This window comes from Sphingomonas sp. Leaf412, from assembly GCF_001425405.1.
GTDB lineage: Bacteria > Pseudomonadota > Alphaproteobacteria > Sphingomonadales > Sphingomonadaceae > Sphingomonas.
The window spans coordinates 109,690-135,672 of sequence record NZ_LMQP01000003.1 but is presented as its reverse complement, the minus strand read 5'-3'; the positions used below and the strand labels follow the sequence as shown (position 1 = coordinate 135,672).

30 protein-coding genes, 1 other RNA gene and 1 riboswitch are annotated in these 25,983 nt (G+C 70.0%); of the genes, 10 read left to right on the top strand and 21 right to left on the bottom strand.

All coding sequences use genetic code 11. The annotated features are described in order from the left end of the window. Positions 1-212: 212 nt before the first annotated feature. On the top strand, positions 213-1,604 hold the full coding sequence (locus ASG29_RS07795; protein ID WP_055982609.1) for a UdgX family uracil-DNA binding protein: 1,392 nt from the start codon (positions 213-215) through the stop codon (positions 1,602-1,604). Positions 1,605-1,705: 101 nt separating this feature from the next. Here ASG29_RS07795 and ASG29_RS07790 read toward each other — a convergent pair whose 3' ends face one another. Further along, positions 1,706-2,500, bottom strand: a complete 795-nt coding sequence (locus ASG29_RS07790) for an aldo/keto reductase (RefSeq protein ID WP_055982607.1) — start codon at positions 2,498-2,500, stop codon at positions 1,706-1,708. An 80-nt stretch (positions 2,501-2,580) separates the two neighbouring features. Here ASG29_RS07790 and ASG29_RS07785 point away from each other — a divergent pair, with 80 nt between their 5' ends. Continuing rightward, complete coding sequence (locus tag ASG29_RS07785; protein ID WP_055982605.1) at positions 2,581-3,213, top strand: DedA family protein; 633 nt, start codon at positions 2,581-2,583, stop codon at positions 3,211-3,213. An 87-nt stretch (positions 3,214-3,300) separates the two neighbouring features. Here the strand turns inward: ASG29_RS07785 and ASG29_RS07780 are convergent, their stop codons facing one another. The 13 genes from ASG29_RS07780 to ASG29_RS07720 all read right to left on the bottom strand — a co-directional run bounded on the left by ASG29_RS07780 (position 3,301) and on the right by ASG29_RS07720 (position 12,188). Further along, positions 3,301-3,990 carry a DJ-1/PfpI family protein gene (locus ASG29_RS07780; RefSeq protein ID WP_055982603.1) on the bottom strand — a complete coding sequence of 230 codons (690 nt, stop codon included), beginning with the start codon at positions 3,988-3,990 and terminating at the stop codon, positions 3,301-3,303. Positions 3,991-4,009: 19 nt separating this feature from the next. Further along, positions 4,010-4,090: riboswitch (ZMP/ZTP riboswitch) on the bottom strand. Between the two features lie 8 nt (positions 4,091-4,098). Next, a complete protein-coding gene (locus ASG29_RS07775; RefSeq protein ID WP_055982600.1) occupies positions 4,099-4,620 on the bottom strand; it encodes a DUF2306 domain-containing protein in 522 nt (173 codons plus the stop codon). A gap of 86 nt (positions 4,621-4,706) precedes the next feature. Further along, a complete protein-coding gene (locus tag ASG29_RS07770) occupies positions 4,707-5,153 on the bottom strand; it encodes a hypothetical protein (protein ID WP_055982599.1) in 447 nt (148 codons plus the stop codon). A gap of 3 nt (positions 5,154-5,156) precedes the next feature. Further along, positions 5,157-5,690, bottom strand: coding sequence for a demethoxyubiquinone hydroxylase family protein (locus ASG29_RS07765; protein WP_055982597.1), 534 nt, complete (start codon positions 5,688-5,690; stop codon positions 5,157-5,159). Next, complete coding sequence (locus ASG29_RS07760; RefSeq protein ID WP_055982595.1) at positions 5,687-6,169, bottom strand: disulfide bond formation protein B; 483 nt, start codon at positions 6,167-6,169, stop codon at positions 5,687-5,689. The genes ASG29_RS07765 and ASG29_RS07760 overlap by 4 nt, the downstream gene beginning before the upstream one ends. A 124-nt stretch (positions 6,170-6,293) precedes the next feature. Beyond that, positions 6,294-7,643, bottom strand: a complete 1,350-nt coding sequence (locus tag ASG29_RS07755; protein ID WP_055982593.1) for a S41 family peptidase — start codon at positions 7,641-7,643, stop codon at positions 6,294-6,296. A gap of 94 nt (positions 7,644-7,737) precedes the next feature. Further along, positions 7,738-8,832, bottom strand: a complete 1,095-nt coding sequence (locus tag ASG29_RS07750; protein ID WP_055982591.1) for a murein hydrolase activator EnvC family protein — start codon at positions 8,830-8,832, stop codon at positions 7,738-7,740. 60 nt (positions 8,833-8,892) lie between these two features. Then, a complete protein-coding gene (locus ASG29_RS07745) occupies positions 8,893-9,315 on the bottom strand; it encodes a 23S rRNA (pseudouridine(1915)-N(3))-methyltransferase RlmH (protein WP_055982589.1) in 423 nt (140 codons plus the stop codon). A 21-nt stretch (positions 9,316-9,336) separates the two neighbouring features. Next, positions 9,337-9,744: a ribosome silencing factor gene (gene rsfS, locus ASG29_RS07740; protein WP_055982588.1), complete on the bottom strand. Its 408-nt coding sequence runs from the start codon at positions 9,742-9,744 to the stop codon at positions 9,337-9,339. Between the two features lie 9 nt (positions 9,745-9,753). After that, on the bottom strand, positions 9,754-10,368 hold the full coding sequence (locus ASG29_RS07735) for a nicotinate-nucleotide adenylyltransferase (RefSeq protein WP_055985224.1): 615 nt from the start codon (positions 10,366-10,368) through the stop codon (positions 9,754-9,756). After that, the gene (locus ASG29_RS07730; RefSeq protein WP_055982586.1) at positions 10,368-10,652 is read right to left on the bottom strand and encodes a type II toxin-antitoxin system RelE/ParE family toxin; all 285 of its coding nucleotides are present in this window, start codon (positions 10,650-10,652) and stop codon (positions 10,368-10,370) included. Before ASG29_RS07730 ends, ASG29_RS07735 begins: the two co-directional genes overlap by 1 nt. Continuing rightward, positions 10,649-10,903 (bottom strand): hypothetical protein, encoded by a 255-nt coding sequence (locus tag ASG29_RS07725; protein WP_055982584.1) that lies wholly within the window; start codon positions 10,901-10,903, stop codon positions 10,649-10,651. Before ASG29_RS07725 ends, ASG29_RS07730 begins: the two co-directional genes overlap by 4 nt. Before the next feature lie 31 nt (positions 10,904-10,934). Next, positions 10,935-12,188, bottom strand: a complete 1,254-nt coding sequence (locus tag ASG29_RS07720) for a glutamate-5-semialdehyde dehydrogenase (protein ID WP_055982582.1) — start codon at positions 12,186-12,188, stop codon at positions 10,935-10,937. Between the two features lie 80 nt (positions 12,189-12,268). Here ASG29_RS07720 and msrB point away from each other — a divergent pair, with 80 nt between their 5' ends. Next, the gene (gene msrB, locus ASG29_RS07715; protein ID WP_055985221.1) at positions 12,269-12,751 is read left to right on the top strand and encodes a peptide-methionine (R)-S-oxide reductase MsrB; all 483 of its coding nucleotides are present in this window, start codon (positions 12,269-12,271) and stop codon (positions 12,749-12,751) included. A gap of 15 nt (positions 12,752-12,766) precedes the next feature. Here msrB and ASG29_RS07710 read toward each other — a convergent pair whose 3' ends face one another. The 3 genes from ASG29_RS07710 to ASG29_RS07700 form a co-directional block, all read right to left on the bottom strand. Beyond that, complete coding sequence (locus ASG29_RS07710) at positions 12,767-13,312, bottom strand: CHAP domain-containing protein (protein ID WP_414884331.1); 546 nt, start codon at positions 13,310-13,312, stop codon at positions 12,767-12,769. Between the two features lie 168 nt (positions 13,313-13,480). Then, positions 13,481-14,953 (bottom strand): MFS transporter, encoded by a 1,473-nt coding sequence (locus ASG29_RS07705; RefSeq protein WP_235532825.1) that lies wholly within the window; start codon positions 14,951-14,953, stop codon positions 13,481-13,483. Between the two features lie 106 nt (positions 14,954-15,059). Further along, positions 15,060-15,878 carry an SDR family NAD(P)-dependent oxidoreductase gene (locus ASG29_RS07700; RefSeq protein ID WP_055982580.1) on the bottom strand — a complete coding sequence of 273 codons (819 nt, stop codon included), beginning with the start codon at positions 15,876-15,878 and terminating at the stop codon, positions 15,060-15,062. Positions 15,879-16,102: 224 nt separating this feature from the next. On the opposite strand from ASG29_RS07700, the gene ASG29_RS07695 reads away from it, so the two are divergent. Beyond that, a complete protein-coding gene (locus ASG29_RS07695) occupies positions 16,103-17,248 on the top strand; it encodes an acyl-CoA dehydrogenase family protein (RefSeq protein WP_055985211.1) in 1,146 nt (381 codons plus the stop codon). A gap of 102 nt (positions 17,249-17,350) precedes the next feature. Beyond that, on the top strand, positions 17,351-18,139 hold the full coding sequence (locus ASG29_RS07690; protein WP_055982578.1) for an SDR family oxidoreductase: 789 nt from the start codon (positions 17,351-17,353) through the stop codon (positions 18,137-18,139). Positions 18,140-18,145: 6 nt separating this feature from the next. Here ASG29_RS07690 and ASG29_RS16690 read toward each other — a convergent pair whose 3' ends face one another. Both ASG29_RS16690 and ssrA read right to left on the bottom strand, forming a co-directional pair. Continuing rightward, complete coding sequence (locus ASG29_RS16690) at positions 18,146-18,478, bottom strand: hypothetical protein (RefSeq protein WP_156457945.1); 333 nt, start codon at positions 18,476-18,478, stop codon at positions 18,146-18,148. A gap of 262 nt (positions 18,479-18,740) precedes the next feature. Further along, positions 18,741-19,119, bottom strand: a transfer-messenger RNA (tmRNA) gene (gene ssrA, locus ASG29_RS16390). A gap of 38 nt (positions 19,120-19,157) precedes the next feature. On the opposite strand from ssrA, the gene ASG29_RS07685 reads away from it, so the two are divergent. The 3 genes from ASG29_RS07685 to ASG29_RS07675 all read left to right on the top strand — a co-directional run bounded on the left by ASG29_RS07685 (position 19,158) and on the right by ASG29_RS07675 (position 22,698). Further along, positions 19,158-19,589: an RrF2 family transcriptional regulator gene (locus ASG29_RS07685; RefSeq protein ID WP_055982576.1), complete on the top strand. Its 432-nt coding sequence runs from the start codon at positions 19,158-19,160 to the stop codon at positions 19,587-19,589. Between the two features lie 125 nt (positions 19,590-19,714). Next, on the top strand, positions 19,715-21,850 hold the full coding sequence (gene ligA / locus ASG29_RS07680) for an NAD-dependent DNA ligase LigA (RefSeq protein ID WP_055982574.1): 2,136 nt from the start codon (positions 19,715-19,717) through the stop codon (positions 21,848-21,850). 161 nt (positions 21,851-22,011) lie between these two features. After that, a complete protein-coding gene (locus ASG29_RS07675) occupies positions 22,012-22,698 on the top strand; it encodes an HAD family hydrolase (RefSeq protein WP_055982573.1) in 687 nt (228 codons plus the stop codon). A 3-nt stretch (positions 22,699-22,701) separates the two neighbouring features. Here the strand turns inward: ASG29_RS07675 and ASG29_RS07670 are convergent, their stop codons facing one another. Next, on the bottom strand, positions 22,702-23,106 hold the full coding sequence (locus tag ASG29_RS07670; RefSeq protein ID WP_200932397.1) for an EVE domain-containing protein: 405 nt from the start codon (positions 23,104-23,106) through the stop codon (positions 22,702-22,704). Positions 23,107-23,252: 146 nt separating this feature from the next. On the opposite strand from ASG29_RS07670, the gene ASG29_RS07665 reads away from it, so the two are divergent. Beyond that, on the top strand, positions 23,253-23,609 hold the full coding sequence (locus ASG29_RS07665; protein WP_235532824.1) for a hypothetical protein: 357 nt from the start codon (positions 23,253-23,255) through the stop codon (positions 23,607-23,609). 100 nt (positions 23,610-23,709) lie between these two features. Next, on the top strand, positions 23,710-23,976 hold the full coding sequence (locus tag ASG29_RS07660; protein WP_055985208.1) for a DUF3297 family protein: 267 nt from the start codon (positions 23,710-23,712) through the stop codon (positions 23,974-23,976). 88 nt (positions 23,977-24,064) lie between these two features. On the opposite strand, the gene ASG29_RS07655 is transcribed toward ASG29_RS07660, so the two are convergent. After that, the gene (locus ASG29_RS07655; protein WP_055982566.1) at positions 24,065-25,912 is read right to left on the bottom strand and encodes an ABC-F family ATP-binding cassette domain-containing protein; all 1,848 of its coding nucleotides are present in this window, start codon (positions 25,910-25,912) and stop codon (positions 24,065-24,067) included. Positions 25,913-25,983 lie beyond the last annotated feature (71 nt).

The following is a 25,983-nucleotide window of genomic DNA, read 5'->3' as shown; positions in this document are numbered from 1 at the left end:
GCGTGCCGCGGGCGTAGCGTTTGTGGAGCCCCCCCTCCACCATTCGCTTCGCGAACGGTCCCCCTCCCCGTGCCGGGGAGGATAGATTTGATCCCCGCCTCCTCAGGACAGACGCGACCGCACTGTCTGTCCTACATCCCCCCGACCTGTCACACCTCCCCGATGCCCTCCTGCACTACCCCCATATCGATTCAACATTCGCAACATTCGCGATGCGGATCGTAACCCTCCCCGCCCCCGACGACGTCGATGCGTGGCGCGACGCCGCCCGCGCGCTCGCCGCCGCGGACGTGCCGCCCGACGACATCGTGTGGCAGGTCGGCGATACCGCGGGCGACCTGTTCGCCACCGCCGCGACGCCGCAACCGCTGCCCGATCCCGTCGGCCCGGCGCTGAAGGTCCCGCGCGCCTTCCTCGACCTGATGCGCAACGCCGCGCTGTCGTCCGACCCGGAACGGTTCGCGCTGCTGTACGCGATGCTCCATCGCCTGCGCCGCGAACCGAAACTGGCGGAGGATCACGCCGACCCGCTCGTCCGCCGGATCGAGGGGCTGGCGAAGAACGTGCGCCGCGACATCCACAAGATGCGCGCCTTCCTGCGCTTCCGCGAAGTGGACGACGACGGCGGCCCGCGCTTCGTCGCCTGGTGGGAGCCCGACCACCACATCGTCCGCGCCAACGCCGCCTTCTTCGTCAACCGCTTCGCCAGCATGCGCTGGTCGATCCTGACGCCGGAGGTGTCGCTGCACTGGGACGGCACGGCGCTTGCCGAGGGTCCCGGCGCGACGAAGGCCGACGCCCCCGACGGCGACCCGACGGAGGAGGTGTGGAAGACCTATTACGCCAGCATCTTCAACCCCGCGCGCGTGAAAGTGGGCGCGATGCTGAAGGAGATGCCGCGCAAATACTGGAAGAACATGCCCGAAACCGCGCTCGTCCCCGAACTGCTGGCGAAGGCGCAGGCGCGGGAAAGCGGGATGATCGAGAAGGCGCGCACCGACATCGGCGGCAATTTGGCGGGCGCGTGGGGAGCGCTGCGCGAGGAGGCGACGGGCTGCACCCGCTGCCACCTCCATCGCCACGCGACGCAGACCGTGTTCGGCGAAGGCCCGGTCGACGCCGCGCTGATGTTCGTCGGCGAGCAGCCCGGCGATCAGGAGGACCTCGCCGGCCACCCCTTCGTCGGCCCTGCGGGACAAGTCTTCGACCGCGCGCTGGCGGCGGCGGGGATCGACCGCGCGACCACCTACGTCACCAACGCGGTCAAGCATTTCAAGTTCGAGGCCCGCGGCAAGCGCCGCATCCACGCCAAGCCCGACGCGGGCGAGATCGAGGCATGCCGCTGGTGGATCGAACAGGAACGGATGCTGCTGCGCCCGAAGGTCACGGTGGCGCTCGGCGCGACCGCGGCGCGCAGCCTGTTCGGAAAGGCGATGACGATCGGCCGCGAGCGCGGGCGGGCGCTGGTATTGCCGGAGGGCGGGGAGGCGTGGATCACGGTCCACCCCAGCTACCTGCTGCGCCTCCCCGACGAGGCCGCGCGGGAAGCAGAATATGCCAAGTTCGTCGACGACCTGAAGGCGGCGAAGGCGGCGGCAGGTTGACTGCCCGTCATTGCGAGGAGCGAAGCGACGGGGCAATCCAGGGCGGCGCGCATGACGCTCTGGATTGCTTCGCTACGCTCGCAATGACGACAGTAGTAACATCACAACTCCCGCGGATCCGGCCCGATGCGCCCTGCTTCATCATCCATCGCATCGATCGCGGCGACATCCTCCGCCGACACTTCCACCCCCAAGGCCCCGAAATTATCCGCCAGATGATCCAGGTCCCCCGCCTTCGGAATGACCGCCAACCCCTTCGCCAGATGCCAGGCGATGACGACCTGCGCCGCCGAAACCCCCAGCTTTTCCGCGATCTCCACGATGCGGTCGTCCGTCAACGTCGCGCCCTGCCCCAGCGGGCTCCAGCTCTGCGTCACGATCCCGTGGTCCACATTATACGCCTGCACGTCGCGCTGCTGGAACGTCGGGTGCAGTTCGATCTGGTTCACCGCGGGCGTCACGCCCGTCGCCGCGACGATCGCGTCGACATGCTCGGGCAGGAAGTTCGACACCCCGATCGACCGTGCCTTCCCCGCCTCGCGCAACCGCACCAGCGTCTCCCACGCCGTGACGTACTTCTCCCCCGCCGGATGCGGCCAGTGGATCAGGTACAGGTCGACCGCGTCGCGCCCCAGCAGTGCCAGGCTGGCGTCCAGCGCGGCCTCCGCATCGCCATGGTGGTCGTGCCACAGCTTGGTGGTGACCCACGTGTCCTCGTCCAGCCCGTGCCCGACCCCGCGCTCGTTGTGGTACAGCGCGGCGGTGTCGACCAGCCGGTAACCGATGTCGAGGCCGCTGCGGACCACCTGCGCGACATGCGCGTCGGGGATCTGGTACGTGCCGAGGCCGAGCCGCGGCATCGCGCGACCGTCGTTGAGCGTGATGGTGTCCTGCATTCGCCCCGAACCCCCGCGGCGCCGCGCCGGTTCCCGATTGCGGCTTTCGCCGGTGCCGGCTTCGCGGTAGCGCGTGCGGCATGATCGGACAGATACTGGAAGCCCTCGCGCGGTTCACGACCGCGGTGATCGAGGCGGGCGGCTATTGGGGCATCGCACTGCTGATGGCGATCGAGAGCGCGTGCGTCCCGTTGCCGAGCGAGATCATCATGCCCTTCGCGGGCTATCTCGTGTCGCTGGGGAAGATGGACCTGTACCTCGCCGCCACCGCGGGGGCGATCGGCTGCAACCTGGGGTCGATCGTGGCGTACGAGGTCGGCCGCCGCGGCGGGCGCCCGATGGCGGAGAAATGGGGCAAGTATCTGCTGATCGGCCCCGGCGAGCTGGACGCGGCGGACCGGTTCTTCAACCGCTGGGGCTCGGCGGCCATCCTCGTCGGGCGGATGCTGCCGATCATCCGCACCTTCATCGCCTTTCCCGCGGGCGTGGCGCGGATGAAGCTGATCCCCTTCCACGTCTACACCTTCGTCGGTTCGTGGCCGTGGTGCTTCCTGCTGGCGTGGCTGGGCATGTGGCTGGGCGACAAGTGGAATTCGGATCCGCGGGTGAAGGCGATCTACCACCAGTTCGAGATCTTCATCGCGGTCGCGATCGTCGCGGCGGGCGCGTTCTTCCTGTGGCACCGGCTGAAGGACATCCGCCGCGTGAAATAGCACCCGTCATCGCGAGCGTAGCGAAGCAATCCAGTGCGGCGCGCGATACACCGGATTGCCGCGCCTCGCGCGCAATGACGAAAGGGATCAGAACCCCCGCCGCTTCGCCAGCGCGCGCAGCCGGTCGTCGCGATCGGGCACCAGTGCGGCCACACGCCGCTCGTACGCCGCCATCACCGCCACGCCCGCGCGCTCCGGCGAGCCGGCGTCGAACGGCGGCGCGGGGTCGTATTCCAGGCTCAGCTGCACCAGTTCCGCGTGCGCCTGCCCGCGGATCAGCGCCATCAGCGTCAGCGCGAAGTCGATCCCCGCGGTGACCCCGCCCCCGGTCACGCGGTTGCGATCGACCACGACCCGCTGCGCCACCGGCTCCGCCCCGAACACGGGCAGCATGTGCCGCTGCCCCCAATGGCACCCGGCGCGATATCCGCGCAGCAGCCCCGCCGCGCCGAGGACCAGCGATCCCGTGCACACGCTGGTCACCCAGCGCGCCTCCGCCCCCACCTGAGCCACCCAGGCCATCGTCGCATCGTCGGCGATGACGTCGTTGGTCCCGAACCCGCCGGGAACGCACAGCACATCCGCCGCCGGCACGTCGGCGAACGTGGCGGTGGGAAGGATCGAGAAGCCCGCGTCGGTCGGCACGGGCTCCAGCGTCGCCGCGACCAGGTCCAGCCGCGCATCTCCCAGCCGCGACAATACCTGCGCCGGCCCGGTCAGGTCGAGCTGCGTCACCTGCGGGAACAGCAGGAAGGCGATACGGATCGGATCGGTCATGACGGCATCCTTTCGGCAGGAGGATTGCCCAGGCGCGCGGCGATATGCGGGTCGCGCTCCCCCGCGGTGCTCCGCGAATGCGCCAGTCACGCGACCGCCGCGGATGTATCAGGCGAACAGCCAGCTGCCCAGCAGGCGCTGGAACGGAAAGGTGAAGAATCCCGCGATCAACAACGCGCCGATGACCAGGCCGTGGACCGCGCGACGATGGCGCGCGATCCTGTGGGTGCGCGCGGTCCACCAGATCAGCGGCACCTGCGCCATGGTCCATACCGACAGGATGTGGATGACGCTGAATCCGCCCGAGGTGCGGATGAACATCGTGGCGAGGGCGGTCGCGAACATGGCGAGCAGCCACGCGGCTCCCACCATCCGATGCGGCCGGTCCCCGCGCCGGCGCAGCAACATGACCGGGGTCAGCGCGGTCGCGGTCAGGATGGTCAGGAGATGCAGCCAGATGACCGCGGGCACCGTCGCCCACTGCGCCGCGCCGCGACCGATCGCCGCGAGGGCGAAGGCCAGCAGGACGACCGCCCCGAGCGACAGGACCTGGTCCAGCCGACCCGGCGCCCGAAGGTCGCGCGCCGCGCGGCCCCGGGACCGGAGCGCGTAATAGGCCGTCGTCGCCATCGATCATCCCCCCGGATGTTGCGGTCGCGCGATGATGCACGCGCGCGGGGGAGAAGCAAGGGGTCCACGCCCCGCCGGGCGGACGCCTATTTCAGGATCGGCGCGGCGGCCTTCTCCTCGGCCTTCGCCTCCGCCTTGTTGCGGCGGACGAACCTGCCGTTGCAGCCGACCTGCCCGCCCGCGCCGACGGTGGAGCAGCTGCCGATGCCGACGCTGCCGACGTCGCGATTACCCGCCTCCCTCACCGCCCAATTCTCGTTCTCGGGCGTGATCTCGAAATTGCGCAATTCCTTGGGGATGCGGAACTGCTCCTCGGCCGACCGGCGCGAACAGACCACGATCTCCTCGCCGTTGGCGTTCGTCGGGCAGCGTTCGTTGCCGTACAGGACCAGCACGCCGTTGACCGGCGCGTTGCGCGACACGCCCTCCGCCGCGGTCGTCTTGGCGACGCGCGGGGCCAGGGTGGGACCCGCCTGCGCGGCGGCGATCGCGGGAAAGAACAGCAGGGCCAAAGCGGCGTAACGCGGCGACATCGGTCAGATCCTCTTGGCGGTGGCGATCGCGACGCGGCAACCCAGCCGGATGATCGCGGACATCAACGGATAGGCGGGCGCTTCCTCCGCCCCGTGCGCCAGCGCGGTGGCGCGATGCTCCAGCTCCTCGGCCTGGAAATCCGCGATCGCGGTCGACAGTTCGGGGTCGCCGTCTCCCAGCTCGACCAGCTGGTCGGCGTAATGCTTGTCGATCTCGGTTTCGACCGCGGCGGTGCACGCCATCGCCGCCTTCGGCCCCATCGCGGCGGTGACCGCGCCCAGCGCGAACCCGGCGACGTCCCAGAACGGCTGGAGCACGGTCGGGCGCACGCCGCGCTCCGCGATCATGCGGTCGAAGAACGCGCGGTGCCGCTCCTCCTGCAACGCCATCCCCGCGATCTCGCGCGCGATGGTGGAGCGATGCCCCATCACCGCCAGCTGCCCGGCATAGATGCGCGTCGCGCCATATTCCCCCGCCTGATCGACGCGGATCATCGCCTCGCTCGCGACCGGGCGGTCGCCGGGTTTCCACGTCATGCGCGCTTCCTCGACAGATAGACGATTGCCGCCGCGCCGACGAGCGAGACGATCGCATTCCACCCCGCGAGCGACACGCCCGCGAACGTCCATTGCGCCGCATCGCACCGCACGATCGGCGCCGACAGGATCGCGTCCAGCGACGCCTGCGTCGACAGGCCCGCGGTGCTGACCGTCTGCGTGCAGGCGGTGACCCCCTGCCACCAGTGATATTCGACCCCGGCGTGGAAGACGCCGATCAGGCCCGATAGCGCGACCAGCACCGCGGCCCCGACCACCAACGTGCGGACGGTCCGCACATCGCGGATCGCGAACGCCAGCGCGGCGAAGAACAGCGCGGCATAATGCGGCCAGCGCTGCCAATGGCACATCTCGCACGGGTAAAGCCCGCCGATCAGCTGGAACGCCCACGCCCCGGCAAGCAGCGCGGCGGGGATCAGGAACGCCAGCAGGCGTGCACGGTGGAGGGAGGGGGTCATGCTAATACGACCTCCGTCACCCCGGCCCCGAGCCGGGGTCCATCGTGCCACGAGGACAACGCGGGCCGTTCTCGCGGCACCATGGATGCCGGATCACGTCCGGCATGACGGCGGTTGGTCACGCTCACGGCTTCTTCTTCGCCGCCATCGACTGCGTCACCGCCGCCACCTGGCTCGGGCCGCCCAGCCGCGCGACGGTCTTCAGCGCGTACCACAATTGGAAATCCTCGATTCCCTGCTTCTTCAGCGTCTCGGGCGTCGCGGTGAAGCGGGGATCGTCCTTGACGTCCTCCTCCAGCACTTTGTTGTCGGGCGACTTGATCTCGTTGATGAGGTGCCGGCGCAGGTCCGCCTCGCGGAACACGGGGCGCGTCTTGTAATCCGGGTCGGACAATTGCGGCACGCGGATATCTGGCTCGATCCCGCCTTCCTGCACGCTCTTGCCCGAGGGCGTGAAGTAGCGCGCGGTGGTCAGCCGCAACGCGGTGCGCGGGCCGACCTGCAACAAGGTCTGCACCGATCCCTTGCCGAACGTGCGCTCCCCCATCACCAGCCCGCGATGATGGTCCTGCAACGCCCCCGCGACGATCTCGCTCGCCGATGCGGTGCCCGAATCGGTCAGGACCACGATCGGCAGGCCTTTCGCGTCGTCGCCGGGCTTCGCGAAATAGCGTTCGATGTCACCCTTCTCGCGCCCGCGCTGGCTGACGATCTCGCCATGGTCCAGGAACGCGTCGCTGACCGCGATCGCCTGGGTCAGCAGGCCGCCGCCGTTCTCGCGCAGGTCGACGACATAGCCCAGCGGCTTCTTCCCCAGCGCCTTGTCGATCGCCACGATCGCGGCGCGCGTGTCGGCGCCGGTCTGTTCGGAGAAGGTGTTGATGTTGATGTAGCCGACGTCGCCCTTCACTTCCCATTTCACCGGGCGCTGCACGATCACCTCGCGCACCAGCGTCACGTCGATCGGCTTGTCGCGGCCGGGGCGGACCAGGGTCAGCATCACCTTCGTACCGGGCTTGCCCCGCATCTGCGCCGTCGCCTCGTCCAGCTTGCCGCCGTAGATCAGCTTGCCGTCGATATGCGTGATATAGTCGCCCGACTTGATGCCCGCGCGGCCCGCGGGGGTATCCTCCTGCGGCGCGATGACCTTCACCGCGCCGTCCTCCATCGACACGGTCAGGCCGAGGCCGCCGTAATTCCCCTCGGTCGCGATCCGCATGTTGTCGAAATCGGATGCGTCGACGTAGCTGCTATGGGGGTCCAGGCTGGACAGCATGCCGTCGATCGCGCCCTTGATGAGCTGTTCGTCGGTGACCTTGTCGACATAATCCGCCTTCACGCGGTTATACACGTCCAGGAACTGGTCCATCGCGCGATACGTGGCGGTATCGACCGCCGCCATCGCCCCCGTGGCGACCGGGACCATCGCCATGGTCGTGACCAGCGCGGCGGCCTGCAACAGACGGGTCTTCATGGGGTGCGGCGATCCTTCGAACGGGCGGGACCCGGGGTGTAGCCCAAACCCGCGGGCCGATCAAAGCGCGTGCCGGCTGAACGGACGATGAGCATCACCCGATCATCGCCGTGATGTCGACCGGGCGGCCGTTGCGGCGCAATTCCACCGTCACGCGCGGCGCCTCCCCCTGCGGCGCGCGCCCGATCCGCATCCCCGGCACGACCCGCGCCCCGCGCGCGACCTCGACGGGGCCGAGGCCCGTCACCGCCGTCGTCCACCCCGCGCCGTGATCGATGATGACGGTGCCGCCGAAGCTGCGGAACGGTCCGGCGAACACCACCCGCCCGGCCGCGGGGACCGCCACCGGCACGCCGGCCGCGACGTCGAACGTCAGCCCCCGCGCCCGCACGCCGTTGTCCGACACCTCGCCCAGTCCGGTCGTCAGCCGCCCCGACACCGGCAGGCGATACGCCGCCGCCCCGACCGGGGCCGTGGACGCGACCGGCGGGCCGGGCAGCGCGGCGAGATCGGCCAGCGTCGCCTGCGCGCCCCCGATCGTACGCAGCCGGTCGACGATGTCGCGAGTGCGCTCGCCCAGCGCCAGCGCCTGTTCGTCATCCCCCGACAGCGCCGCCAGCCGCTCGCGCGCATCGACCAGCCGCGCGTGCCCGGCCTGAAGGCTGCGTGCCGCGACCGTCGCATTCGCCTGCAACGCCCGCGCCCGTGCCAGGTCGTCGCGGATCGCCGCCGTCCGCGCCGCGACCGCGGGCATGGTGGTGGACAGCACCGCCTGCACATGGACCAGGTCGGCGATGCTGCCCGGTTGCGCGACCGCCGCGATCGCGGGACGCCGCGCCAGCCCGGTCAACGCGGCCAGCAGCCGCGCCACCGGCCCCTGTTCCGCCGCGAGACCGGCGCGTTGCGATACCAGCCGCGCCTCGACCAGGGCCGCGCGGACCCGCGCCGCCGCGATCTCCGCCTCCGCGCCGCGCACCCGTGCCGCCACCGCCGCGCGTTCCAGCCGCGCACGCGCCGCCGGATCGTCGCTGGCGCCCGCCCTCGCATCCAGCCGCGCCGCTTCGCGCGCCGCGCCGGCGGCGGCGGCATTGGCGGCGCGCAGGTCGCCGGGCGTCGCGGCGGCCCACGCCGCGCCCGCGACCGCGACGGCGGCCACGGCGGCGAGCAGGGGGCGGAGACGCGGCGTCATCTGTGCGCGGTCTTGCGGCGAGGGCTCGCGCGGATCAAGCGCCGCTTTCGCTCCCTCGGCTCACCCCTCGCGATGATAGGGATGCCCCGCCAGGATGCTGGTCGCGCGGAACAATTGCTCCGCCAGCATCGCACGGGTCAGCAGGTGCGGCCAGGTCGCGCGCCCGAACGACAGCAGCAGGTCCGCCTCCCCCCGCGCGGCATCGTCGAAACCGTCCGCGGCACCGATCAGGAACCGCGCCTCCCGCACCCCGTCGTCGCGCCAGCGTCCCAACCGCTGCGCGATGTCCATCGACGGCATCACCTCGCCCTTCTCGTCCAGCAGGATGCGGCGCGACTGCCCGACCCGATCGGGCTCGCGCCCCCCGGTGTCGGGCAGTTCGGTGACGCGCGTCGGCCAGACGATCCGTTTCAGGTAACGGTCGACCAGTTCCGCCTCGGGCGACCGACCGATCCGCCCGCGCGCGACGATGTGCAGCAACATGCCGCGATCACGCGGCGCGGATCAGGCGATGGCCGGCGGCGCCGGCGCGGCGGGGGCGTCGCCGAACGACCACATCCGCTCCAGGTTGTAGAAGGACCGCACCTCGGGCCGGAACAGGTGGACGATCACGTCGCCCGCATCGATCAGGACCCAGTCGGCATTGGTCAGCCCCTCGATCCGCGCGGGACGCCCCGTCTCGCCCTTGATCTTCTCCGCCAGCTTCGACGCCATCGACGCCACCTGCCGCGTCGACCGGCCGCTGGCGATCACCATATGGTCCGCGATGCTCGACTTGCCCGCCAGCGGGATCGAGACGGTGTCGACCGCCTGGTCGTCCTCCAGGATCTGCAACACCAGGCGGTGCAGCGCGTCGATGCTGGCGTCTGCCTGGGCGTCGGTCGGCGGGGCGGCGGAGTGGGTGGCGGGCAAGAACGGTCCTCAGTCTGTTGATGGGGCGGATATGGACGTGGCGACGGGCGCATGCCAGTCGGGATCGGCGGCGCGGATCGCCGTGGCGGAGGTCGGATCGGGTCGGAACCGCAGCAGCACGAGGGCCGGCACACTCCACTCGGCCCAGTGTTTCGCCTGGCGTGCGGGCCGCCGGAAGCGCCGCAACCATCCCATCGCGGGCGCCGCGAGGGCACGCCCCTCATACCCCGGCCGCGCCACCACCGCAATCGGCATCGTGCGCGCGATCCCGCGCCAGTCGCGCCAGCGGTCGAACTGCGCCAGATTGTCCGCCCCCATGATCCACACGAACCGCGCCTTGGGATGGCGCCGCACCAGCATCCGCAGCGTATCGACGGTATAGCGCGTCCCCGCCCGCGCCTCGATATCGCTCGCACGGATCGGCGCGCGCCGCGCCATCTTCCGCGCCGAGGCGAGACGCGCGGCGAACGGCGCCATACCCGCCGCAGGCTTCAGCGGATTTCCCGGCGAAACGAGCCACCACGCCTCGTCCAGCCCCAGCGCGCGGATCGCGGCGAGCGTGACGTGGCGATGCCCGCGATGCGCGGGATTGAACGATCCGCCGAGGAGGCCGATGCGGCGGATCATGGGGCAGGACGCCAGTTTTCGTGCCCGTGATGCACGCGCAAGATCTCCACGCCCTCCGCGTGCAGGCGATACACCAGCACATAATCGGTGCCGGGCATGCGCCATTTGCGAAATGGGCCCTTCACGACCGGTCCCGCGCGGGGATGCTCCGCAAGAAACCTGGCGGCACGTACCGCCGCGCGACCGACCCGCTCCGCATGGTCGGGACTGATCGCAGCGTAGAGATCGTCGATACCCGCAAGGTCGGCCAGCGCGCTGCCAAGCCAGATCGCCCGCGTCATCCGCGACGGCGGGCCGCGATACGCTCCTCGAACCAGGCTTCCACCTCTTCCTGCGTATGGACCTCGCCCCGCTCCGCGGAGTCGATCCCCACCTGGATGAAGGCATCGAAATCGGTCTGCTGGGTCGCGGCCGCGCGGATCGCCTCCGCCGCGAATTCCGCCTCGCTGATCCCGCGCGCCCGTGCGAGCAGCGTCACCTTCGCCAGCGTGGCCCGGTCGAGCGGGGCGAGGATGGACACGGGCGCGTTCATCCCGCGATGCTACGCCCCCCCGCGCATCGCCTCAACCCCGCACCTGCCCCGTGCCGCGGCCGATCCACTTGTACGTCGTCAGCCCTTCCAGCGCGACCGGGCCGCGCGCGTGCAGGCGGCCGGTGGCGATACCGATCTCCGCGCCCAGCCCGAATTCGCCGCCGTCCGCGAACTGGGTCGAGGCGTTCCACAGCACGATCGCCGAATCGACCTCGGCCAGGAACCGCTCCGCCACGCCGGCATCGGTGGCGACGATCGCATCGGTGTGGTGCGATCCGTGGCGCGCGATATGCGCGATCGCGGCGTCGAGGCCATCGACCAGCGCCACCGATGCGATCGCGTCGAGATATTCGGTGTCCCAGTCCGCGTCCGCCGCCGGCGCGATCCCGGGCAGCAGCCGCACCACGTCGGCATCCCCCCGCACCTCGCATCCAGCGTCCCGCAACGCGGCGACCAGCGTCGCGGCATCCGCGAATCCGCGATCGATCACCAACGTCTCCATCGCCCCGCACACTCCCGTGCGGCGCAATTTGGCATCCACCACCAAGCGCCGCGCCATGCCGGGATCGGCGTCGGCGTGGACGTATACGTGATTGATCCCGTCCAGATGCGCCAGCACCGGCACCCGCGCCTCCGCCTGCACACGTGCGACCAGGCTCTTGCCCCCGCGCGGCACGATCAGGTCGATCGCCCCCTCCGCCGCCAGCATCGCGCCGACTGCGGCGCGATCCGTCGTCGCGACCAGCTGAACCGCATCGGCCGGCAGCCCCGCGTCCGCGATCCCGCGCGCCATCGCGGTGTGGATCGCGCGATTGCTGTCCACCGCCTCCGATCCGCCGCGCAGGATCACCGCATTGCCCGATCGCACGCACAGCGCGGCGGCGTCCGCGGTGACGTTGGGGCGGCTTTCGTACACGATGCCGATCACCCCGATCGGCACGCGCACGCGGCTGAGCGACAGGCCGTTGGGACGCACGCTGGCGTCGATCACCTGCCCCACCGGATCGGCCAGCGACGCCACCGTCGCGACGCCGTCCGCCATCGCGGCGATGCGACCATCGTCCAGCCGCAGCCGGTCGACCATCGCGCTCGACAGCCCGCCCGCTTCCGCACGCGCGACATCGCCCGCATTCGCGGCGAGGATCGCGGGCGCATCGTCGCGCAGCGCGGCGGCGGCGGCGCGCAGCGTGCGCTCCTTGTCCGACGACGACGCGCGCGCCAGCACACCGGCAGCGACCCGCGCGCGCGCGGCCATGTCGGCGATCAGAGCGGCGGGCGATTCCATGCCCGTCCGCCTATCAAGCGCGACCTCCGATCGCCAGCGCGCTTCCTTTCGCGCCCGGCAAGCGTACCTATATCATGGCCATGACCGCTTTCACCCGCCGCCACCTGCTGTCCGTCGCCGCCGCGGCGCCGCTCCTCGCCGCCTGCGGCTCGCGCGACGCGCAGGCGGCGGAACGCTTTCCCGTGACGAAGACTCCCGCCGACTGGCGTCGCCAGCTGGGCCCGGCGGCCTATGCGGTCCTGCGCGAGGAGGATACCGAGCGCCCCTATTCCAGCCCCCTCAACGACGAGCATCGCGCGGGCATTTTCGCGTGCAAGGGGTGCGCGCAGCCGCTGTTCTCGTCGAAGACGAAGTTCGAGAGCGGGACCGGCTGGCCCAGCTTCTACGCCCCGCTCGCCAATGCGGTGGCGACGCGGCGCGACACGGCTTTGGGGATGACGCGGACCGAGGTGCATTGCCGCCGCTGCGGCGGGCATCTGGGCCATGTATTCGACGACGGGCCGAAGCCGACGGGGCTGCGCTATTGCATGAACGGCGTGGCGATGACGTTCAGGCCCGCCTGACACACGGCGGGAAACTCAATCCGCGACGGGCGTCGTCCCGTGGACCGACACCGCCGCCGCGGTCGCGATCACCTGCACCGGCAGGTCCGCGGGTGCCGCCGCCGGCGCCTTGCCCGAATAGATGAAGCCTGCCAGCGGATAGACCGTCGTGCCCAGGTCGCCGTTGCCCGCATACCATACGCGCACCTCGCTCCAGTCGCCCGCGGGCGACACGTCCACCGCCCGCACGTCGCGCTCGATCCCGCCGGGGCGCGACCAGTTGGCGTGGGTCAGCAGGACTTCGCGCTCGTTCACGATTCGGCTCACCATCGCGACATGGCCGACGGGCATCTTCCGGATCGCCTTGAACGCCATCACCGCGCCGACCATGGGGGCCTGCCCACGCTCGTACCGGCCTTCCGCCTGACCCCACCACGTGTTGGCGTTGCCGCGGATCTCGATCCCCGAAACCTCGCGCGCGAAGGGCGCGCACTGGAGCAGGCGGGCCTGCGCCACACCCGTGGTCATCAGGACGCACGACAACACCAGCGCGAATCGCGCCGTCAGGGACTGGATGTTCAAGGGTGACCCCCCGGTCTCTCGATCTGGAGATGATGCGCTAGGGCGCAAAATCCTCCCGTCCAACCACCGCGGGAACCTTTTCGGACGAACGGAGTAACCGCGGCGGCGAACCGCCCGCGGCACCCGGAATCAGGTCAGCGACACTGACGTGGAGTGTTACCGGACCGTTTACGCGGCGGGGTTGCGCGGCGCCGAATCGATTTCCGGCGCCCCCGCCAACCGCGCCATCCGCAGTTCGTGTTCGCGCCGCCCGAACGGGAAGCGGACGTAGCACAGCGCCGCCAGCGTGGAGCAGATCACGACCGCCGCGGCGTAGATCAGCGTCAGCCGGTCCAGCGTCGCCACCGGCACCTGCCCCGGCACCGCCTTCGCCGGGAATCCCGCCGCGGCCAGGATCAGGCCGCAGACGAAGATGCCAATCCCGCTGGTGCATTTCTGGATGAAGAAGCCGCCGGCGAAGAACACGCCCTCCGACCGCCGCCCCGTGCGCACCTCCGAATCCTCCACCACGTCCGCCAGCATCGACGCGCCCAGGATATAGGCGGTGACCCCGCACGCGGTGGACAGCGCCGCGAACGCGAACAGCGTCGGCAGCATCGCGGGATTGTCCAGGCCGGGGAAAACCCCCGCCAGCCGCAACCAGTACGGCGTCGTCCCGATCAGCGCGCCGCAGATCGCGGCGATGCACGCCGCCTTCGGCTTGCTCATCCACGCGCCCAGCCGGGGCGCCGCGACGAAGGCGATGCCGACGCCCGCGAACAGCGACAGGCTGAAATACACGAACGTCATGCCCGTGAAGCGCCAGACGAAGCTGTAGAGATAATTGGACATGGCATAGGTGACGCCCTGCCCCGTATAGGCCGCCATCCCCGCCAGCATCAGGATGACGAAGGCCCGGTTGCGCACCGTCTCGCGCAGCTCCGCGAACGTCTCGCGCAGCGTCAGCTTGCGCGCCTCCTGCTTGGGCAGGAACGGGATCTGCTTGTGCGTGCCGAGCGCGGACACGAGGATCGTCACGCCCATGAACGCCGCACCCGCGATCGCGAACCCCTTGTACCCGTCCGGATTGAGCAACCCGTTGGGGTAACCCGGCGCCGGCGCGAGGAAATAGATATAGGCGGAGATCAGCATCAGCAGCCCGCCGGCCCAGCCGAACAGGTAGCGATACGCCATGATCCGCGTGCGTTCGTCGTAATCGCCCGACAATTCGGCGGCGAGCGCCTGGCTCGGCACCTCATAGGCGCTGACCGCGCTGCGCACGAGCACCGCGACCGCGAACAGCCAGCCCAGCGCCGCCTGCGTCGAGGACGTCGGCGGATTCCACAGCAGGACCCAGCCGATCATGATCGGGAACGCCGCACCGTACATCCACGGATGCCGCCGCCCCCAGCGGCTGCGCGTCCGGTCCGACAGGGTCCCGATCGTCGGATCGATGAACGCGTCGATGACCAGCGCGCACATCACGACGAAGCCGACCGTCGCCGCGGGCACGCCGACGACCTGGTTGTAATACAGCAGCAGGAACGTGCCGAAGCCCGAATCCTTCACGCCATAGGCCGCGGCACCGACGCCGTAGCTGCCCATGACCGCGGGCGACAAACGCCGCGCGGCGGGGGCGTTGCCCGCGGGGATGGCGGTCATCGGATGGACGCCGTCACGCGCGCCGCTGCTTGTGTCCCCGCGAAGGCGGGGACCCAGTCTGGGCTCCCGCCTTCGCGGGAGCACATCGATGCGCGCCAACCCCCGCTCACTGGAACGCCTCCAGCGCGGTGAACAGCGACGGCGATTGCGGGTCCCAGCTCGCGCGCGTGCCGATCGTCATGCCGCCGTCGACCAGGATATGCGTGCCGTTCACGAACGCCGCGTCGTCGCTGGCGAGGAAGGCGACCGCCGCGGCGATGTCCTCCGGCCGCCCGGCGCGCGCCACCGGCTGCGCCTGCGCCGCGATGCCCGCGATCGCCTGGTTCGCGGCGGCGCGCTTGTCTTCCCCGACCTCCAGGTGACGCGTGAAGATGTTGGTGGTGATGAAACCCGGCACGACCGCGTTCACGCGGATCCGGTCGCGCGCCAGTTCCGCCGCGGCCAGCTTCGTCAGGTGCAACACCCCCGCCTTCGCGGTGGAATAAGCGATCGGGGCGTAGCCGGTGCCGAGCGCCGATACGCTGGACGTGTTCACGATCGACCCGCCCCCGCGCTTCGCCATCAGCGGCGCGGCATGGCGGATGCCCAGCGCGACCGAGCGCAGCAGCAGATTCTGCGTCCGGTCCCAATCGTCCGCGGAAATCTCGTCGATCCGGTCGCGCGCACCGCCCGCGCCCGCGTTGTTGAACGCGATGTCCAGGCCGTCGGGCGCATTCATCAGCGCCGCGATCTGCGCCTCGTCGGTCACGTCGGTGACGAGGAAGTGGATCCGCCCGCCCGACTCCTGCGCCAGCGCCTCCCCGCCCGCGCGGTCGAGGTCGCCGACCCACACTTCGGCCCCCTCCGCCACCAGCCGGAGCGCGGTCGCGCGCCCGATGCCCGAGGCGCCGCCGGTCACGACCGCGTGCTTGCCGTCCAGCCGCATATCCCACTCCCATGCCCTGTTTTCGGCAGCATAGTATGGCCTTTGGTCCCGTCAATCAAAGGTCCTTAGAAAATCGGGTTTGGCGGGGTTGCGAGGGGGATGTGGTCGCCGTAAGCATTGCGGACCCACACGACGCCCTCCGTTCGTGCTGAGCGACGTCGAAGCGCGCGTGCCGGCGCATGCCCATCGACGACGCCCAGGCGAACGGCGGAAGAAGGACGATCATGGCCCTCGACCCCGAAACCTTCGACGCCCTCATCGACACCGTCCGCCGCTTCGTCGCCGAACGCCTCCGCCCGCTGGAGGGCGAGGTGGAGGCGAACGACGCCGTCCCCGACGCGGTGCTGGCGGAGATGCGCGAGATGGGTTTGTTCGGCCTGTCGATCGCGGAGGAATATGGCGGGCTGGGCCTGACGATGCTTGAGGAGGCGAAGGTCGCGATCGAGATGGGGCGCACCACCCCCGCGTTCCGCTCCGCCTTCGGCACCAACGTCGGCATCGGGTCGCAGGGCCTCGTCATGGCGGGCAGCGACGAACAGAAGGCGCACTGGCTTCCCCGCATCGCATCGGGAGAGATCGTCACCAGCTTCGCGCTGACCGAGCCCGACGTCGGCAGCGATTCGGGCGCGGTGAAGACGCGTGCGGTGAAGGACGGCGACACCTACCGCCTGTCGGGCACGAAGCGGTACATCACCAATGCGGACAAGGCGGACCTGTTCACCGTCATGGCGCGCACCGGCGACGATCCCGGCGCGCGCGGCGTCTCCGCCTTCCTCGTCCCCCGCGACCTGCCCGGCGTGTCGATCGGGGAGCCCGAGAAGAAGATGGGGCAGAAGGGCGCGAAGGTCGCCGACGTCAATTTCGACGACGTCCCCGTCCCCGCCGCCAACCGGCTGGGCGCGGAGGGCGAGGGGTTCAAGATCGCGATGCGCGTGCTCGACCGCGGGCGGCTGCACATCAGCGCGGTGTGCGTCGGCGTCGCGGAGCGGCTGATCGCGGACTGCGTCGCCTACGCCACCGAGCGCAAGCAGTTCGGGAAGGCGATCGCGGACCACCAGCTGATCCAGGGCATGATCGCGGACATGAAGACCGAGGCGCTCGCCGCCCGCGCGCTCGTCCTCGAAACCGCGGCTGCGAAAGATGCCCGCAAAGACGTCGTCATGGAAAGCGCCGCCGCGAAGTATTTCGCGAGCGAGATGGTCGGCCGCGCCGCGGATAAGGCGGTGCAGATCTTCGGCGGCGCGGGCTATATCGCGGATTACGGCATCGAACGCCTGTACCGCGACGTCCGCCTGTTCCGCATCTACGAAGGCACGAGCCAGATCCAGCAGATCATCATCGCGCGCGAGACGATCCGGCGCGGGGGGTAGTCAACAGCCGTCAGAACCGTCCTCCGTTCGCCCTGAGCGAAGTCGAAGGGCACGCGCAATCAAGGGCTTCGACGTCGCTCAGCCCGAACGGAGGATATCATCATGGACACCACGAACCTGTTCCGCCTCGACGGTCGCGTCGCGCTCGTCACCGGGGGTAGCCGCGGCATTGGGAAGATGATCGCGGCGGGCTTCATCGCTCAGGGCGCGACCGTCTACGTCTCCAGCCGCAAGGCCCCCGCCTGCGACGAGACCGCCGCCGAACTGGGTGACAAATGCATCAGCCTCCCCGCCGACGTGTCGACCGTCGACGGCATCAAGGCGCTCGCCGCGAAGCTGGCGGAAAAGGAACAGAAGCTCGACATCCTCGTCAACAATGCGGGCGCCGCCTGGGGGGCGCCGTTCGAGGAGTTTCCGGAAAGCGGCTGGGACAAGGTCATGGACCTGAACGTGAAGTCGCCCTTCTTCCTGACGCAGGCGCTCCACCCGCTGCTGAAGGCCGCGGCGCGCGCCGATCGCCCGGCGAAGGTCATCAACATCACCTCCATCGACGGCCTGCGCCTCAATCCGTGGGACACGTACAGCTACCACGCGTCCAAATCCGCGCTGATCTACCTGACGAAGCGGATGGCGGCGCGGCTGGTCCAGGATTCGATCAACGTCACCTCGATCGCGCCCGGCGCCTTCGCGAGCGAGATGAACCGCGCCGCACGCGACCACGGCGACGCGGTGGCCAGCCGCATCCCCGCGCGCCGCATCGGCGTGGACGAGGACATGGCCGGTACCGCCATCTACCTCGCCAGCCGCGCGGGCGATTACGTGATCGGCGACACGATCGCGGTCGACGGCGGCGTGGTCAACGCGTCGCTGGGCGGCAGTATCGACGCGTAACCGGCGTCAGCGGTCGGGGTCGACGATGGCCCTGACCGCCCTCGCCACGACTCTGACCGGATCGCGCCCGCCGCCATAGCCATAGGCCCGCGCCTCCCGTTTCGAACACCGCCGCTCGCCCGCGAAGATGCCGCAGCGGCGTGCCGGGGTGAGCGCGGACATGCCGCTGGCTTCTGCCGAGGCGGGTGCGTCCCGTTCGACCGGCAACGGCAGACGATGGCGATTAGGACGCGTGCCGCAGACGATCACGTCACCGCCGGATGTGGCGCACGATCGCGTCACGGACAGCCTGCCAAGATCGAAATCTGCAGCCTGCGCCGCGAGCCACCCCAGGATCATGGCCGGCTACATGCCGCGCCATCGCGGCCGCGGCATGACGCGATCCGTCGGCCTTACTCGCCGTCACCGCGGACGTGTTCCGGGATCCACCGCGCCGCGATCCTCAAGCGGGCGGCCACGCGGCACGGTGGATGCCGGGACAAGCCCGGCACGACGGCAATCCGTCATTGCGAGCGCAGCGAAGCAATCCAGTGCCACGCGCGAAACACTGGATCGCTTCGCTGCGCTCGCAATGACGACCAACGGGTCGAACCGGAAATGAAGTGGGGGGCTTCTGTTGCCCGGTGCCCCCCGTACCGCTGGATTCCGATTCTGTTGCCCGGTTCGGTCCGACCGCGCTATCTTGGAGTAACCTTAGGCCGTGAGGCCCTCAGTTACGCCGCAATCGCGAGTGCTTCGTTATCGTTGGCACTTGTGTAATGGGCCGTTACGGTGGTCCCATTCCGAGCGAAAACAGCGCCTTTCAACACACGTCGATCCTGGTTCGGCCCCGTCGAAACCGGCGCGTGCGCCGGTTTTGGTGGAGCCGCCGGGTACTGCCCCCGGGTCCGCTGCGCCTAGTCTACGCCGCAGTTTATCGCCATAGCCGGGTAGAACCCGACGATGCCGATATAGGCCCCGCGGGCGCATTTTCAAACCCGCCATTTGCACGCCATAATGTCCGGCGATAGGATGGCCCATGTTGACCCAGCGGTCCCGTTACGCGTTGCGTTCCATGCTCTTCCTCGCCCGCGCCGCCCCCGGTGCCCCGCCGACCCCGATGACCCGCATCGCGGCGGAGGCGAACGTGCCGCGCAAGTTCCTCGAACTGATCCTCGCCGACCTGCGGGAAGCCGGACTGCTGCACAGCCATCGCGGCAAGATGGGCGGCTATCGCCTGTCGCGCCCCAGCCATCTGATCTCGCTGGGGGAGATCATCCGCATCATCGAAGGGCCGCTGGCCCTGGTCCCCTGCGTCAGCCGCACCGCGTATCGCGCCTGTTCCGACTGCCGGAGCGAGGCGGATTGCGCGATCCGCCACGCGATGATGCGCGTCCGCGACGAAACCGCCCGGATCCTGGACGGCACCAGCCTGGCGGACGCGACCGTGGAGGATCTGGTCGCAGCCTAAATCCTCCGGCCGTTGCGCTCCCGCGAAGGCGGGAGCCCAGTCTGGGTCCCCGCCTTCGCGGGGACACAGGAATCAGGCGATGCGCCAGTAGACCGGCGCTCACCACCATCCTACTTCGCACCCCCATGACCGCGCCGCTCCCCGCCACCGACGAACAGGCCGCCGCCGAGCTGGAAACCCTCGCCGCCGACATCGCGCGCCACAATCGCCTCTATCACACCGACGACGCGCCCGAGGTGGACGACGCGACCTATGACGCGCTCGTCCGCCGCAACACCGCGATCGAGGCGGCGTTCCCGCACCTGATCCGCGCCGATTCGCCCGGCGTGCTGGTCGGCGCCGCCCCCGCCGCGCATCTCGCCAAGGTGGCGCATGCGCGCGCGATGATGAGCCTCGACAACGCCTTTTCCGACGCGGAAGTCGCCGAGTTCGTCCGCCGCGTCCGCCGCTTCCTGAAGCTGGCGGAGGACGAACCGGTCCTGCTGACCGCGGAACCGAAGATCGACGGCCTGTCCTGCTCGTTGCGCTACGAGGATCGCCGCCTGGTCCAGGCGCTGACCCGCGGCGACGGCACCACGGGGGAGGACGTCACCGCGAACGTCCGGACGATCGCGGACGTCCCGCAATCGCTGCCCGCCGACGCCCCCGACGTGTTCGAGGTGCGGGGCGAGGTGTACATGGCGAAGGCCGACTTCGCCGCGCTCAACGCCCGCCTCGCGGCGGAGGCGGCGACGACGGGCAAGGAGGCACGCCGCTTCGCCAACCCGCGCAACGCCGCCGCCGGTTCGCTGCGGCAGAAGGACGCCGCCGTCACCCGCAGCCGACCCTTGCGTTTCTTCGCCCATGGTTGGGGCGAGGCGAGTGCGGTCCCCGCCGCCACGCAGGGCGACGTGATCGCCGCCCTCGCCCGCTGGGACTTTCCGATCGCGCCCGGCTTCGTGGCCGTCGACACCGTCGACGCCGCGCTCGCCGCCTATCGCGCGATCGAGGCGCAGCGCGCCGACCTGCCGTTCGACATCGACGGCGTCGTCTACAAGGTCGACCGGCTCGACTGGCAGGCGCGACTGGGACAGGTGGCGCGCAGCCCGCGCTGGGCGATTGCGCACAAATTCCCCGCCGAGCGCGCGGAAACCACGCTGGAGCGGATCGACATCCAGGTCGGCCGCACCGGCAAGCTGACCCCCGTCGCCCGCCTGACCCCCGTCACCGTCGGCGGCGTCGTCGTCACCAACGCCACGCTGCACAACCGCGACGAGATCGCGCGGCTGGATGCGCGCGAGGGCGACCGCGTGATCCTGCAACGCGCGGGCGACGTCATCCCGCAGATCGTCGAGGTCCTGCCGCGCACCGCGGACCGCCCCGCCTTCGCCTTCCCCGACCATTGCCCGATCTGCGGCAGCGAGGCGGTGGCGGCGGACGGGGAAGTCGACGTGCGCTGCACCGGTGGCCTGGTGTGCCCGGCACAGCGGCTGGAACGGCTGAAGCATTTCGTCGCGCGCGGCGCGCTCGACATAGACGGCCTGGGCGAGAAGACGCTGACCGAATTCATCGACCTCGGCTGGCTGGAGGAGCCCGCCGACATCTTCCGCCTCGCCGCGCATCGCGACGCGTTGCTGACGCGCGAGGGCTGGCAGGAGAAATCGGTCGACGCGCTGCTTGCCGCGATCGAGGCGCGGCGCCGGCCCGATGCGGCCCGGCTGCTCTTCGGCCTCGGCATCCGCCATACCGGCATCGTCACCGCGCGCGACCTGCTGAAGCACTACGTCACCCTGCCCGCCATCGCCGCGCTGGCGGACGACATCATCGCGCTGCGCGACGCCACGCCCGCCGCGATCGGCGAAACCGAGGCCCGCCACCGCACCCGGCTGGACAAGGCGATCGCGGAGCGGATCGCGGTCGAGAATGTCGGCGCCGCGGTCGGCCACGCGCTGGCCGACTTCTTCCACGAACCGCACAATCGCGCGCTATGGGACGATCTGCTGGCCGAGGTTTCCCCGCCCGACTTCGTCGTCGAACGCCGCGCGTCCGAAGTGTCGGGCAAGACCGTCGTCTTCACCGGCACCCTCGACACGCTGAGCCGCGACGAGGCGAAGGCCCAGGCGGAGGCGCTCGGCGCGCGTGTCGCGGGATCGGTGTCGGCGAAGACCGACCTGCTGGTCGCGGGCGCCGGCGCGGGATCGAAGGCGACGAAGGCCGCCGCGCTGGGCGTGAAAGTGGTGGACGAGGCCGGGTGGCAGGCGATCGTGGCGTCAGCCGACTAGATCCTCCCCGAGCTTGCTCGGGGAGGGGGACCGCGGCGCGCAGCGCCGTGGTGGAGGGGCTTGCGAAGCGCTGCCAAAACCCTTCACCAGCCTTCGGCCGGTCCTCCTTCCCGTTCCGTGAACGATGTCCGACAGCAGCGGCCGGAAGGACGTAGAGACCCATGCCCATCGACCTCATCTGCCTCGATGCCGACGACACGCTCTGGCACAACATGCGCTATTTCGACGCCGCGGAGCGCGCCTTCGCCGATGTCCTCGCGCCCTTCGCCGACGCGGGCATCGCGCGCGAACGGATCGCGGCGGTGGAGATCCGCAACCTCGCGCATTACGGCTATGGCGCGAAGAGTTTCACGCTGTCGATGATCGAGACCGCGGTGGAACTGGGGGCGGACGTGACCGCGGTCGCGCGGCTGCTCGACGTCGGGCGCGACCTGCTGGCGCATCCGGTCGAGCTGCTCGACGGCATCGGCGACACGCTGGAGCGGCTCGCGGCGACCGCGCGGCTGGTGCTGGTGACGAAGGGCGACCTGCTCCACCAGGAAGTGAAGCTCGCCGCCTCGGGCCTCGGCAGCCTGTTTTCGGGCGTCGAGATCGTCAGCGACAAGAGGCCGGAAACCTTCACCCGCATCTTCTCCCGCTACGCCGTCGCGCCCGAACGCGCGGTGATGGCGGGCGATTCGATGCGGTCCGACATCCTGCCCGCGCTGGCCGCGGGGGCATGGGCGGCGTTCGTGCCGACCGACATCGTCTGGGCGCACGAGGCCGCGGCGGCGCCGACCCGGCATCCGCGCTTCCGCAAACTGGCGCGGCTGGGCGACCTGCCCGACTGGATCGCGACGATCGGGTAGTGCTCAGCCCGCCGCCCCGTCGCCCGCGATCGCCGCCCATTCCGCGTCCGACACCGGACTGACCGACAGCCGCGGCTGGCGCAGCATCGCCATCGTCGCCAGCGCCGCGTCCGCCCGCATCGTCGTCAGGGTGACCGGCACGGGCAGCGGCCCGACCGGCCGGATCGCGACCGACACCCAATTGCCGTCCGCGCCGTCCTTCCGCGCCGCGCGCGTCACCTCCGCCACGCCGACCGCCGCCTTTTCCGCGCCGCTGTGATAGATCAGCGCGCGATCCCCCGGCCGCATCGCGCGAAGATGCGCCGCCGCGGCATGGTTCCGCACCCCGTCCCACTCCGCCGCGCCGTCGCGGACAAGATCCGTCCACGAATAGCTGTCGGGCTCCGTCTTCAGCAACCAGTACGCCACGCGCGCCTCCTGCATTCCGAATGAACGCACCATTCCGCATGCGTTCAGCCCGACTCGCCTATCCCTGATGCAACAGGCCCGCATCCTTGCGCGTTTGAGCAGCACGGGCGCGTACCTGCCCGAGGAGGTTCGTTATGAGTGGATATATGACGAAAGCCGGTCTCGCCACCGTGTTGGCGACGACCACCCTGACCGCGGCCGCACCGGCGGATGCGCAGCGTTACTGGCGCGATCGCGGCCGTGGCGGCGATGCGGCGGCCGGCGCGATCATCGGCGGGGTCATCGGCCTCGGCCTCGGCGCGGCGATCGCGTCGAGCAACCGCGACCGCTATTACGACCGCGGCTATTACGACGACCGCTATTACGCCCCGCCGCGCCGCATCTATCGCGACCGATATTACGCGCCCCCGCCCCCGCGCGGCTACTGGCGCGGTCGCGGGTACGATCGCGGCTACGGCAACGGATATTACGATCAGCCCTATCGCGGCTATTACGGCTGGTAGGGATAACGCAGGTCCGGTCACGCGGGCAGCGCGGGGGAGGTTCGCTTCCCCCGCGCTTTTTTGTGGTCAGGCGTGCGCGATTGCGGCAATGCCGCGCGCCATGACCGATACGCCCCCCGACCATCTGTCGATCGACCCGCGCAGCCCGCATTTCGACCAGGCCGCGCTGGAACGCGGCGTCGGCATCCGCTTCAAGGGTGTCGAGCGGCGCGATGTGGAGGAATACAGCATTTCCGAGGGCTGGATCCGCGTCGCGCTGGGCAAGAAGGTCGACCGCCACGGCCGCCCGCTGACGATCAAGCTTCAGGGCGAGGTCGAATCGTGGTTCGAGCGCGGTGGCGAGGAAAAGGACGCGGGCGAGGAATAGCCGCTAGATTGTGCTCCCGCGAGGGCGGGAACACAGACTGGGTCCCCGCCTTCGCGGGGACACAAGGAAACCCGGCATGACGCTGGGCTTACGCCACTTCCAGCGCCTCGCTCGCCTCAAGCCACTTCGCCTCGGACGCTTCAACCTTCGCCTGCATATCAGCGCGCTGGCGGCTCAACTCGCCCATCGACAGCTTGGCGAACCGCGGCTCTGCGCTGGCCGGATCGAACATCGCGCGGTCCAGCGCGTTACGCTCGCGCGTCAGCCGGGCGGTTTGCTCCTCCAGCTCGCGTACCGTCTTGCGTAGCGCCGCCTCGCGCTCGCGCGCCGCGGCTTCCGCCTTCTTGTCCTTCTTCGCCTTCGCGGCGGGCTTCGCGTCGCCCTTCAGGACGAAGGCGATGTAATCGTCGATGCTGCCGTCGAATTCCCGCGCGGTCCCGCCGTCGACCAGCACCAGCCGGTCCGCCGTCAGTTCCAGCATGTGGCGATCGTGGCTGACCAGCACCACCGCGCCCGAATAATCGTTCAGCGCCTGCACCAGCGCCTCGCGCGCATCGACGTCCAGATGGTTCGTCGGCTCGTCCAGGATCAGCAGGTGCGGCGCATCGCGCGTGATGAGCGCCAGCGCCAGACGGGCGCGCTCCCCGCCCGACAGTTTCCCGACGCGCGTCGTCGCCTTGTCGCCCGAAAAGCCGAACCGCCCCAATTGCCCGCGCACCGCCGCCGGGCTCGCGCCCTTCATCGTGCGCGTCATATGCTCCAGCGGCGTGTCCTCGGTATCCAGCTCCTCGACCTGATACTGGGTGAAATAGCCGACCTTCATCTTGCTGGTCGCGCTCATCCCGCCGTCCATCGGCGTCAGTTGCGCCGCCAGCAGCCGCGCCAGCGTCGTCTTGCCGTTGCCGTTGCGCCCCAGCAGCGCGATACGGTCGTCGGGGTCGAGCCGGAGGTTCAGCCGCTTCAGGATCGGCACCTCGCTGTATCCCACCGACGCCATGTCCAGCGTGATGAGCGGCGGGCGCAATTCGGTCGGATCGGGGAAGCCGAACGACAAGGTCGGATCGTTCGCCATCTCCGCGATCGGCTGCATCTTCGCCAGCATCTTCTGCCGGCTCTGCGCCTGTTTCGCGGTCGAGGCGCGCGCGGAATTCTTCGCGACATATTCCTGCAACTTGGCGCGCTGCGCATCCTGGCTCGCCTTCGCCGCCGCCAGCTGCGCCATCCGCTCCGCGCGCTGGCGCTCGAACGCGTCGTAGCCGCCGGGATACAGCGTGATCTTCCCGTCTTGCAAATGCAGGATATGGTCGACCACGTTGTTCAGGAAATCGCGCTCGTGGCTGACGACGACGATCGTCGCCTGATATCCCTTCAGGAAATCCTCCAGCCACATGACGGCTTCGAGGTCGAGGTGGTTCGACGGTTCGTCCAGCAGCAGCAGGTCCGGCTGCGAGAACAACAGTGCCGCCAGCGCCACGCGCATCTTCCACCCGCCCGAGAAGCTGTCGAGCGGCTGCGCCTGCATCTCCTCGTCGAAGCCCAGCCCGATCAGGATCTGCGCCGCGCGCGCGGGCGCGGTGTAGGCGTCGATCGCGATCAACCGTTCGTAGATATCGCCCAGCTTGTGGGCGTCCTGCTCGGTCTCGCTGGCGTGCATCAACTCCGCGCGTTCCAGGTCCGCGGCTAGCACGGTGTCGAACGGCGTCGCGGTCCCGTGCGGCGCTTCCTGCGCGATATAGCCGATGCGCGCGCCGCGCGGCATGTCCGCGCTGCCGTCGTCGGGCTCCAGCAGGCCCGCGATGACGCGCACCATCGTCGACTTCCCCGCGCCGTTCCGCCCGATCAGGCCGACGCGGCTCCCCGGCGGCAACGCCGCGGTCGCGCCGTTCAGGATCGTGCGCCCGCCGAGGCGCACGGTGATGCCGTTGAGGTTGAGCATGCGCGGCCCTGTAGCGGATCGCGGGCAAGGGTGGAAGCGTGGGCGTGATGGCGCGGGACATGGGACGCCGG